Here is a 12280-nt window from a genome sequence, read left to right as displayed (position 1 = left end):
TCTATCAGTTCCAGCCCTTCAACCTCGTTGCCTTCCATGGTGTACACGTGTCCACTTAAAAATCTGGTGGACACGATCCTCGCGGTCACGAAGCGACTGGACAAGATGACTTCACCGGGGGCTTACAGCTACTCGCAGAGGTGTCTCGCGCAGGCGAAAGTCGGGTGCTGATACGGAGCTCAGTGAATTATTGGTTGGGGCTGTCCGACGTCACGTCGAGCATGCACTTCGTATGCAACGACCCGCCGAGGAACCTGCAACATGAGTTGAGCGAGAACGTGCGCATTCAAGGCAATGTTGTGAAGCCGCACGATACTATCTCCAAAACCTTGCGTCTGGTGTTCAAGCTTGACGAGCGGCGATATCAAGCGTTGTCGTGGAATGTTCCAGGTATCTTCATTGAGGTCGAAAGTCCGTTGGAATCCGGTGGAATTAACCGACAGAAGCGAGCAATTGGCTCCGTCGAGTCCGTCTCGGTTATGTCGGGCAAACAGGTTCTGGTAAGTGCAAGCGAGCCGGGGGTGCTCTCGGTCGGCGATTGGGCTCTCAATGTGGATTTTTCAAAACATCCAACCAAGCGTCTTCCTGCATCGCTTTTGGCCAGCCGCCTCACTCCACAAGCAAGCACCCTTATGTTTACGAGCGGCGTGACCGGATTGAGCCACGAGCTATTGAGGTTAGTCCGGCCGCATTATGCTGCACGCATGGCCACGAAAGTGGTGGATGGGCAGTTCATGGTTCAGTTTTCGACGCCGGATGACGTGCAGGGTGTGTTGGTGCGGGTATCAGATGTCATCTCGGGTAAGGACGCGGAGATTACCCTCGAGGCTAATACAGGAGTGTGGGCGGGACATCGATTGGGGCGGTCCCGCATGACGTGTTTGCCGGTGAGAGACGGTGGGTATTCGGTTTCACTGTATTTTGACCTAGAAGGTTGGCCATCCGGAGCTTGGGTATTCGGATTCGATGCCTGCGTCGGCGGAATTTGGGGGCATCTCGCAAACCAGCGCCAGGACGCACTTGCTGCTGGTTTTATCTGTGACGAAGAGGGGAGACAAGTGCGAAGTGAAGCCCTCCTCGAATGCTTGTCCGCGCTCTCGGACAAAGACTCTCTCACCGTGCTGTCGCGCGTGCAGGCAGTAATGTCAACGTGCTATATGCAGGAATCCTGGGAATCCGTCCAATGGATTGCAGGAATGTGGCGAGCGCTGCTCGCGCGCTGGAATGGGCGCATACACGAAGCAGTGACAACGCTCGTTGACCTCGCGTGTGCGCGTGCACCCGAAGATGCAAGTTCGAGTTGGTTACTTCAAGTCACTGCCGGCGCAGTGATGCCGGAGATATACACTTTACCGGCTGTTGCGTATGGGAAGGTTAACCAGAGCACGCATCCTGTCTGCCAAGTGCTACGTGCAATCGCAGACTTGAAGGGGCAATATCCCAGAGTCTTTCCGGACCTGATTCATGTCGCTGCAGCATCCGGTTTCTCCAATTTTACTGAAGTTGCCGCAGGGGGCGAGCCGCGTGGCTTCAGGCTCGACAGTTACATTGAAGGACTGCGGCAAACTGAAGACCGTGTTGGCGACTCGTTCAAGCTGGCCGACGAAAACTTCCAACCCTCAAACGGAGACTGGCTTGGGCCAGTACATCATCGTTTCGCGACGCGCTCGCTCGAGTTGGCATATGAACGCAGTCTGGCAGGAAATGAAATTCGCCGCGGGCAGGCGATGGGACTTTGCCGTTTCCTGAAACAGAAATTCCCCTCGTTCCCACACGACTATCATCCGCGTCTGGCTGGTCACGCTCCCGTTGTTGCTCCATGGGCGACAGGGGGCGATGAAAACCTTCCCGAGGAACTTGTGCAACGGCGCCAGAACTTGGACCAGATTACGCATCTCATTTCACTGCTGGCCTTCCACTGCCGCTTAGGTGCGCGCAATGAGATGGCTTTGCGCAGGTTCATGGACGTGCTCCGAAGTTCCAATATCCCCGTTGATGCCTCCCTTGCCTACCTCCTTCAGGTTGGCGGAGCAGCCTTTGCCTATTACCTGCTTCTTTGGGAGCTGGTTCAGAAAGCCGAGAGTATCCGATGAAAGATGCCAATCCCATTGCACTCGTCGAAGACCTGGATAATGTGCTCGAGCGGTACATCTCGACAACCTTGCCCATCGGGCGACGCCATCCGCGGCTCGCTGCCGAATTCCGCCACATCCTAGCGCAGGAGACGCTCGTTGAAGGTCCGTACGTTGAGGCCCTCCCCGATTTCGAGAAGGGTGAATCTCTCGAAGCGCTGTTGGCAAAAAATGGTGGGTTTGTTCACGATGCACTAGGCAATATCCCAACGGCCGGGCGCAAGCTGCACCGACACCAGCAGCGCGCGATGGAGCTTGCCTGCAAGCAGGAAAAGAGCCTTCTTGTGGCGACTGGCACCGGTAGCGGTAAGACAGAAACGTTCCTGTACCCCATCGCCAATCAGCTATTGTTGGACCCGGAACCAGACAGGCCTGGCGTGCGGGCGCTGCTGGTTTATCCGATGAACGCGCTGGCCAATGACCAGCTGTATTACCGCATTGCGCCCCTCTTCGCGCGATATCTTCGGTCGCACGGCATTACCTTTGGTCGCTACACCGGCCAAGTCAAGGCAAAGGTGAAGCGGGACGAGGAGGAGGCGCGGCTGCTTAGCAACACGAAGCTGATGGACATCCTGAATTATCCCGACCGGATACCCGCCAACTGGATGTTGACCCGCGAGGAAATGCTGGCAAATCCGCCCAAGGTGCTAATTACAAACTACGCGATGCTGGAGCATCTTTTGCTGCTTCCGCGCAATGAGCGCCTTTTCACGGCGAACGCCCTGCGCTTCATCGTTTTAGATGAAATCCACACATACCATGGGGCCCAGGCGACGGAGGTCGCGTTCCTACTTCGCAAGCTGAAGAACCGTCTTGGAATCGACAAGCCGGTTCAAGTGTTTGGCACCAGTGCGAGTCTCGCAGACGGCGACGGAGCGGATGAAAGGCTGAAGTCGTTTGCCAGTACCCTGTTCGGAGAGTCGGTTCATGAAGTTGTGCGTGGCAAGCGCATCGTCCATGAGCGGCTGCAGGTAGTTCCGCTGCACGAGTTTTCATTGAAAGTTTCCGAGTGGTCGAGTGTGGGGAATGCCCTCGAAGAATTGCTCGCCCTCGATGACGAAGCGAGAACGGCTGACGCTTGGAACCTGCTGCTGCATAACTGCGGACTGGCGCGTGAGGAGTTGCAATGCGGGGCCGACGTGGACGTTCCTGCATTCCTTGAGGACCGCTTTTCGCAGAATCAGGAAATCAGGCGGGTTGCACAGCATCTCGACGGGGGTGGGGTGCACGCATTCCGAGACTTGACTGCACTTGTCTTTGACTCGCCCCTTGAGAGGGTGGCAGACGAGGAGAAATACAGCGCGTTGAGCGCGGTCATTCGTCTTGGCATGCTGGCGCGCGCAAGCAATGACGGATTCCCGCTGCTTCCCGGGCGCTATCACATCGCCGTTAACAGTATCGAAGGGCTCGCTGTCTTGCCATCGGACGGCGACGAAGGATGGGCCCAGTTGCGGGCTGCACGGTACCATCGTACTGAAGAAGGACAATACTTTTCGCTGCTTACCTGCCGAAAATGCGGTCAGCCGTTTTTTGAAGGGTTCGAGCAGGGAGGGCGGCTGTACAACCGCCAGCCAGGAGACCGCGATGGGCGTGCCGAAAGACGTGTATTCTGGCTCGGCAGTCCGGTTGGGTACGTCGAAGACGAGGATGATGAAGCCGACGCAGGCTCGTCAAAGGAATACGAGAAGTACTATCTGGACCCCAAGACAGGCGAACTAGGTGCTCGAGCAGACGCCATTCCGCTGTACGCCATCCAGACGCAGCGCGATGAGCAGGAGCGTGCATGGTACGTGCTCAAGTGTCCTGCGTGTGGTGGGAGTGCGTCAGGTACTGACGCTGAGGTCGTGACACGCATGCATCCCGGCAATGAGGCGCTCGGTAGCGTCGTTGCACAGCGTGTTCTTGAGTCTTTGCCTGCGGCCTTCATCGACCATTACAACCCGCGTCCTGCTGGTGGGCGTAACTTGCTCACGTTCTCGGATAACCGGCAGGACGCTGCGTTTTTTGCCCCCTATTTTGAGCGGACGGCTGCTGACCTCGCGCTTCGTAGCGCAATCCGCAATGTTTTGAGAGACCGAAGCACCCCAGTCACCGGTTCCCAACTCGCGGAACAGATATATCAACATTGGCAGCAGGATGGCCAGCAGGCTGTCTTGCTGGATGCCAATGGCGAAATCTGTCACGACCATCAGGATATGCTGGCGCTGCTGCTCGCGGCTATCGGCCGTGAAATGTGCACGCCTGGCGGTCGGCGTAACTCGGTCGAGCCGCTCGGTATCGTGCAGGTCACCTACGACGATGCGAAGCTTCGCCTGCTTCTGCAGAGGGTTAAGACATTCTGGCCGAACTCACTTCCGGCGAGCGACTCGGCCATTTCTGCTCTTGTTCATCTCTTTCTCGAAAACATCCGGCGAGAGCGGGCGCTGTCACGTTTTCATAAGGTCGCTCTTTCGGACGAGCACGTTTGGGGAACCTACAACGGTCATCGGTCATTCGACCTCGAGGGCGGCGATGATGTGGTCCGATACAAATGGATTCCGTCAGCGACGCGCCACAACCGGCGCACCTGGTACCTCGTCGAGCAACTCGGCATGCAGCGCGACGAGGCGGTTGCGTTTTTGCGGCAATTCTGGGACGTCGTGACAAAGCCGCCGATTGTCCTGCTTGAACGCCACATGCCGGGATTTGCGCTCAACGGTGACCTGATTCGATTTGGAAACGGAGATAGGGCGCCACTCTATGCCTGCAAGAGCTGCGGCTTGATGCAGCAGCACGTAATCGGCCTTAAATGTGTGGCCTTCCGGTGCCGTGGCGAGGTGGAAGAGTTGGGCGCCGAGGAGCGTGAAGAACTGCGCAAGCGCAACCACTATCTGTCCTCTTACGAGGAAACGAATCATGCCACTGTAAGAGCGCGGGAGCATACTGCGTCACTCTCGACAGAACTGCGGGAGGTCATTGAGCGGGATTTCGCCGAACGGAAAATCAATCTTCTGTGCTGTACGACCACGATGGAGATGGGGGTTGACCTTGGGGACCTCGAAGCCGTCGTCAATTTGAACGTTCCACCCGGCATTGCGAACTATCAACAGCGTACAGGTCGCGCTGGTCGTCGTGCTCAGGCTGCGCCTTTCTGCGTCACCGTTGCGAGGAACACGAACTTTGACCAGATGGTCGTGCGAGATTTTCCAACATACCTTGCGTCGAGCCCTGGAACGCCGTTTATCCACCTCGACAATCAGGAGCTCTTCACCCGGCATCAGTTCTCAGTGCTTCTTTCTCACTACCTGCGCAAGAGAATCCAGGATGGTGACATTAACGCGCCTTCGCTGAAGCACTTCTTTGAAGAGAAGTTCGAGAGGGATGAACTCCGCGCGTTCACCGAGCACTTAATGTCGTGGCTTGAGTCACCTGGGGGGCAGGCTGCGACCGATGAAGCTGAGGGGTTATGCGCGAAGCTGCCAGTTGACGTGCGGGCTATAGGTGCGTACGGAGCGAGCCTGCGCGAGCAATTTCTAGCTGCTGTCCGTGAGTTCGCTGAGGAGGTGTGCGAGCGATTCGGCAAATATACTGAACGGGTCACAGCGGCCGCCATAGCCGACGAGTACGGAAAGGCGAACTATTGGAAGCGAATGCGTGATGATTTCATGGGACAGTTTCTCGTAGACCAACTGTCCCGCCGTGGCTTGATTCCCACTTACAGTTTTCCAGTGCACTCCCTGAACCTCGAAGTGCTGACTGAGTCGTCGGAAAGCTTCTTCGGTAGCAAGTCTGACGTGGTGCTATCAAGAGATGCTTCGCTAGGTATCAGTGAGTACGCGCCGGGAGCCGAGGTAGTGGCTAACGGACGTATTTGGGAAAGCGCGGGACTTGCACAGTACCCGAAGGCGTTCATGCCCGAGAGATGGTATGTGGCTTGTCCGGAATGCTTCCACGTTGATATCGGCGACACAAGAGAAGATGTTCCGCCGACCTGTGGCAATTGTGGTTCCGCAGAGGACCGTCGCAGACGCAGGTTTGTTGAGCCTCACGGGTTTATCACGAGCTTTGCAGCGCGCCGCGGACGAGACCCGGGTTCCAGCAGGCGACGGGTGAAGGCGGCCGACGAAGCCAGACTGATTGCTGCCCCTCGCGATGACATTTTCGCGGACACGGGATTGCCGTTCCTTAGTTCGGCAATGCTCTATGCAAAAGCAAAGAGTGAGAGTGGACTAACCGGGTCCCTCTTCATCGCGAATCGCGGCGCGTACGGTGAGGGTTACCGTCGGTGCAACGTGTGCAACTACTGCGAGCCAGTCAAGCCTGCCGTTTTTGGAGGGAAGTCGCCGACTGGAAAGGTCGTCGGCAAAGGCGCGAAGGCAAAGCTCGTGCACAAGGACCCGCAGACAGGTCTGGTTTGCAAGAACGACGACGTGTCGCAAATCGGTCTGGACTTCGTTCATCAGTTTAATACTGACGTCCGTATCTTGAGATTTTTGCAGGCTCTCCCTGAACCAGAATCGCAGGACATGGAGCACCGTCGTTATCATGAGCGGGTTGCGAGAACTGTCTCCGAGGCAGTCCGGCTGGCAGCAACGCGTTTGCTCTCGCTGCATGCGGGTGAGGTTCGGGCGATATACCGCCTCTCAGGCGCGCGAGGCAGTGCGCTTGAAGTCATTCTGTATGACGGCGTTCCAGGCGGTGCGGGCTACTGTGCCCGTATTGGCGAACCGGGGTTCACGTTTGTAGCCCTGATGGATGCCGCCCGAAGTGCTCTGGATTGCCCAGCGGAATGCGAATCCGGCTGTCGTGTTTGCCTGTGCGATTACGCTAACCAGCGTCATTGGGACAGTTTCGAACGTCGAGCGGCGCTGTCATGGTTAAGTGGTCTGCTGGCCCCCAGCGTGGACAGCAATGAGCCGGGTGACTTTGTTAGGTGGGCTTCGCCCAGTGTGGCCAGCCTTGCAGAGCGACTCGCCAACTATGATGAGATTAGCTTCGTCGTCCGCAGTCTCGTCGACGTGGAGAGCGTTGACGAAGACTCAATGGGGCAGCTTCTTACTTGGCTCCAGGGCGGAAAGACTGTGAACGTCTATCTTACGAACGAACTCGACGAGAAACCGAAAGCCCAGGCTCCGTTGGCCGCCTATCGAAGACTGCAACCTTACGTCATTGAGAGGCGTTTGCGCTTGTTCGCACTCCCTGAGAAGTATGCTTCGACTTGGCAGACTTTGCCGCGAGTCTTCGTCGGAACACTGCCCCAGATGCCCGTTGTTCGCCAGCACTTTGCGGGACAATCGCTGCTCGGTCGGATGATTGCTGCGCCGGCCGACGTAGGGCTTGTAGATGAGGTGATTCAAGAACAGCTCCACGCGCTCACGGCGACGGCGATGCCATACGGGTTGGACGCGCTGCGTGAAGGCGAGCGGATGGCCATGTGGGAACTGCATGAAGGCGAGCAGAGGAAGCTGGACGATATCTTTGCTCCGTTGAAAGGGGCCTACGTCAAACGCCTGGAAATCAGGGACCCGTACTGCGCGGCGCCCGTGAACGTGGGAAGGCTTGAGGCGTTTCTTCGGTACGCCAGGTCTGCGGCCGCCTCTATCGAGTATCTGAACGTTCGTTGTCGCGAAACGAAAGAACGGGACGGCTATGTTGAGTTTTATCTTGACGTCGAACGCCGTGTTGACAATTTGGTGAAGTCAATGGGGTTTGAAAACAGGGATGTTGAGGTTATCCCGCTTAAGCGCAGCACCAAGTCGTTTCATGACCGGGAAGTTGACGTCAGGACGGTAACGCAGGACGGTTGCGAGGAGGTACATCGCTACTTTCTGACGGGCGGTATTGACTATCTGATGAATGAGCGGGTTCAGACTCGTGTTTTTTACATACGGCTTGCCTAAATGAAACATGACGATTGGGGGGGGCGAGCACAAGGAGCTGCCACTGCCTGTTTGTCGGGACGAACTAACACCGGCGGCTGGTTGACTGTCCTCCCACAGTAGGCCCGACGGGGATGAACGCATTCCAGCGCGTCGACAGCGGCTTCAGACCTGCCAAGGTTGCGGATTTCAAGGTGCCAGCAGACCCACGTGATGATGGAGAGCCACTTCTGGCTGCATGATGGTCAGACGGCGAGTCACTGAATGCGGCTTGCCGATTTTTTTGCGGTGGAACTCGTTGCTCGCGTTACCCGCCTGACCGGCAGGAGGAGGCGACCGACACGGCACTCCAGCAGGCGGAATCGTTGTCGGCAGAGTGGGCGGGCGTCTGACGCAGGTTGCGTCCGGGTGGGTGGTAGCGTACTCGCAATCGGCAGGACGCTGGCGCTTGCCTGTTTAAGGCTTCAACAAGATATGCGTGAGGGAAGTGAGATGCGTTGGGTCACAGCGACAAACCTGCAACAGTGGGCAGATACGCTTCAAGCTCGAACCAATTTCCCGGCGCTGGTTGCCGACTTAATCCGAGCAACCGCGGCAAACATCATGGACATCCGCTTTCCAAGCGGCGATAAGGGGCAGGTTCGAGGCTTCGACGGCGTGCTGGAAGCGACGGGGATGCCTCCATACGTGCCGGACGGAAGGTCAATCTGGGAGTTCGGCGTCACTGAAGGCGCAGCCGGAAAGGCTACCAGTGACTACGAGAAGCGAACAGCGCAGGCTGACGAGGCTGCGCGCAAAGAAACGACATTCGTTTTCGTTTCTCCAAGGACGTGGGATAACCCCACGGTGAAGTTGCCAGACTGGGTACAGGCGAAGCGCGAGCAGAGGGACTGGAAGGACGTCAAGTACATCGACGGGGCCATGTTGGAAGACTGGCTTAGTGCCTGCCCCGCCGTTGCCGCCCGCTGGGCAAGATACGAGCTGAGGCTGATGCCATCAGCGGGGGCGCGGAGCATTGATGAGTTCTGGGAAGAATTTTCGAACAGGTTCTCCCCCGCTCTCGTCGAGCAAGTTCCGCTTGCCGGTCGAGAGTCGCAAGCCGAAGGGCTTTTGCGCGGACTCAGTGAAGGTACCAGCAAGCTTGCATATGCGGCCGATTCTCCGGACGAAGTTCTGGCTTTTGCCATCGCTGCGATTCGTCGGGCCGAACCGGCAGTACGTTTTTTTCTCGAAGCGCGTACCTTAATCGTGGATACTGAGGAAGCCGCACGCGCACTTGCCGGCAAAGAGGGGCTTATTTTTCTGCCCCGGGGGCAGGCACGGGGACTCGCGGGCTTGCTTGCCCAATACGGTCCAACCATCGTCAGTGCCGGCGCGGACGAAAAGCGGTCGAATCATGTCCTGCTCAATCGACCGCACAGCTCAGCTCTCGGCAAGGCGTTCGTTGCCATGGGATTCACTGAGGAGCAGGGATACGAAATTGCGCAGCGCTGCGGCCGAAGTCTGGCCGTGCTGGCACGCCAGAGGCCAAGCGGTACCGCAGAAAGACCAGAATGGATGGACAGCGCGGAGCCTCTGGTGCCTGCGTTGTTGGCGGGCGCTTGGGCCACGTCCAGCAATCCGGACCAGACGATACTCTGCACGCTTGCCAGGTGCGCCGAATATGAGATGGTCGAGGCTCCGCTACGGAAGCTCGCGAAGCTGAAAGACCCGCCGGTGGACCACGTGGGTGACGTGTGGACCATGCGTTCATCTGTGGACGCGTTTGTTCACCTCGGTCATCTTATCGGGGCAGAGCACCTGCGTCAGTTCTCGGCTGCGGCAACGGAGGTGTTCTCCTACATCCCGCCGGTGCCGAAGGAGGATGAACTGTTCCGGCCGATGTCGGAGAGGCAGGACACCCATAGCAACTGGCTTCGCGAAGGGCTGATGACCATGCTCCTGCACATGGCGGTTCTGCATGAGCAGGCTGATTTCACCGTGCAGGGCACGACACCTCAAGAATTCGTGAATGGTATCGTCCGAGGTCTGCCCGGTCTGTCAAACGATTATCGGTTACTCGCGAGTCTGCAGGATAACCTCGCCCTGCTCGCGGAGGCCGCCCCCATCCCTTTTCTGGAGGCCCTCGAGCGTCTGCTTGAGGGCGACTGCGCGGCAATCAAGCCAATCTTTGACGAACATAAGGGCTTTCTCACTCCCCGGACTTACCACGTCGGGTTGCTGTGGGCACTGGAGACGCTGGCTTGGGACCCGGGACTTCTGCTTCGTTCTGCCATGTGCCTCGCGCGTCTGGCAGCAATTGACCCGGGAGGGTCGCTTTCCAATCGCCCCATTAACAGTTTGCGCGCCATCTTTCTGTCATGGTCGCCCAATACCAGCGCCCGTGCCAAACAAAGAACGGCGGTTCTCGCCCACATCGTCAAGGCGGTGCCCGCCATCGCCTGGCCGTTGCTCACAAAACTGCTGCCCCGGTCGCACGACACATCAAGCCCAACGGCTACGCCGAAATTCCGTGAATTCGGTGGTGCCGAAGAGGAGGCGCTGACTTATGGCGTGGTCTGGGAAAGCCAGGCTGCAGTCGTCCGCCTCGCTCTGGAGCAGGCGGGGCAGGACCCGGACCGATGGGCAACGCTCATCGGTGCAATGAGCGAATTCCCCGCGGAGTCGCTGGACAGCATGCTTAGTGCGCTGGACGTCGTGCTAGCTGAAGTTACCAGCGAAAGCCGGTTCCTGATATGGGACGCATTGCGGAGGGAGGCAAATCGACACCGCACCTTTGCCGACACAGACTGGGCCCTGAGACCTGAGGTGCTGTCCCGAGTCGACGCTGTTATCGAGAAGTTCAAGCCAGATGACCCGTTGCTTCAGAGTATTTGGCTCTTTGATGACTGGATGCCGCCGGTACCGGGCGTAGCTGCCACCGCAGAAGACCCAATGGCGCCAGTCGATGCAGCACGCTCCGAGGCCATTCGGGTGATTGTCGCAAGCAGCGGTGTCCAAGGAGTGGTTGAGTTGGCGAAGCGCGTAAAGCTGCCGCGGAGCGTGGCCGTGGCATCACAGTCACTGCAGTTACCTAGAGAGCAACTGGCGGAGCTGTTGCGGTTGGCGGTGGAGAGCGGCGACGGACTTGATGCCGTGAGCGCGACGGTTATCGCCGAAGGGTTGACACGGTTCGGCAAAAGCTTTGCAAATGATGTCCAAAATACTGTCGCCGAACTCACGGTGGAGCCGTCCCGTACGGCTCGCCTGCTGACAGGGCTGGGCGAGAACAGGCGAACTTGGGATATCGTCAGTTCGTTTGGGCCAGAGGTCAACGAAGCATACTGGGCCCAGAAACACACGTATGCGGTGGCGGGCGATACCGATGAACTTCTGTTTGCTATCGAAAGCTATGCATCGCGTGGCCGCCCGATGGCCGCTATTGAGACCGCCGTTCGTCGCCTGAAAGAGGTTGCATCGGACACGCTCTTGCGCCTGCTTGATTCCGCGATACCAGAAATCAACGCATCGCAAGGGCGGCTGGATACCATGACCGCCTACTACTTGGAACAGGTATTTGACGAGTTGGGGACAAGAAACGATGTCGTCCCCGAGGCGCTTGCGAAACGGGAGTTTGCCTACCTGCCATGCTTCAGTCGAAGAAAAAAGCCCCTCACATTGCATCGACTGATGGTGGAACGAGCGGGGTTGTTCATGGAAGCAATTTGTGCAGTCTTTAAGGCGGCAAACGCGGAAGCCAGAGAGGTCTCGGAGAACGAACAGCGTTTGGCAGTCGCGGCATACGACCTGCTTGGGAGCCTTCAGTTGCTGCCCGGTCAAGCTGGCAACGATGTTGATGGCAAGATTCTTCTGCAATGGTGCTACGAGGTGCGCGATTTGGCTAAGGAAATGGACCGGGTGGACGTCACGGACGGGCGGATTGGACACTTACTGGCGCATGCACCGGCAAGTCTACTCGACGGTGCATGGCCACACGAGGCCGTACGGTTTGCCATCGAGAGCGTCGCGTCAGATGAGTTAGAGAATGGACTAGCAGTTGAGCGCTTCAACATGAGGGGTATCTACAGCAAAGGCATTGGAGAGGGTGGGGACCAGGAGCGTGAATTGGCGAGGCAGACTCGCGCTTGGGCCGACGCCATGCAGGACTTCCCCCGTACGTCGGCCATGCTGATGCGCATCGCCGACGGCTGGATGCATGATGCAGAGCATGCTGATGTCGACGCTGCTAAGCAGTCGTTGCGCCGCTAGGGTCCACGTGCTGGCGAAGGGGCTCGGAAGCACTGTGTCTCA

3 protein-coding genes are annotated in these 12280 nt (G+C 57.9%); all 3 read left to right on the top strand.

The window, feature by feature from the left end; genetic code table 11:
• Window positions 1–182 precede the first annotated feature (182 nt).
• On the top strand, window positions 183–2093 hold the full coding sequence (locus tag E9536_RS35270; protein WP_168799609.1) for a hypothetical protein: 1911 nt from the start codon (window positions 183–185) through the stop codon (window positions 2091–2093).
• A complete protein-coding gene (locus E9536_RS35265; RefSeq protein ID WP_136472396.1) occupies window positions 2090–8011 on the top strand; it encodes a DEAD/DEAH box helicase in 5922 nt (1973 codons plus the stop codon). Before E9536_RS35270 ends, E9536_RS35265 begins: the two co-directional genes overlap by 4 nt.
• Before the next feature lie 471 nt (window positions 8012–8482).
• Window positions 8483–12238, top strand: coding sequence for a hypothetical protein (locus tag E9536_RS35260; protein ID WP_136472394.1), 3756 nt, complete (start codon window positions 8483–8485; stop codon window positions 12236–12238).
• The last annotated feature ends 42 nt before the right edge of the window (window positions 12239–12280 follow it).

The sequence above is a fragment of the Burkholderia sp. LS-044 genome (genome assembly GCF_004803625.1).
Taxonomy (GTDB): Bacteria; Pseudomonadota; Gammaproteobacteria; order Burkholderiales; family Burkholderiaceae; genus Burkholderia; species Burkholderia cepacia.
This window is presented reverse-complemented; position numbering and strand designations above follow the sequence as displayed.

Excerpts from the sequence above, each read along its gene's own strand:
- E9536_RS35260 (WP_136472394.1), top strand. The coding sequence starts at position 8,483 with ATGCGTTGGGTCACAGCGACAAACCTGCAACAGTGGGCAGATACGCTT.
- E9536_RS35265 (WP_136472396.1), top strand. The coding sequence starts at position 2,090 with ATGAAAGATGCCAATCCCATTGCACTCGTCGAAGACCTGGATAATGTG.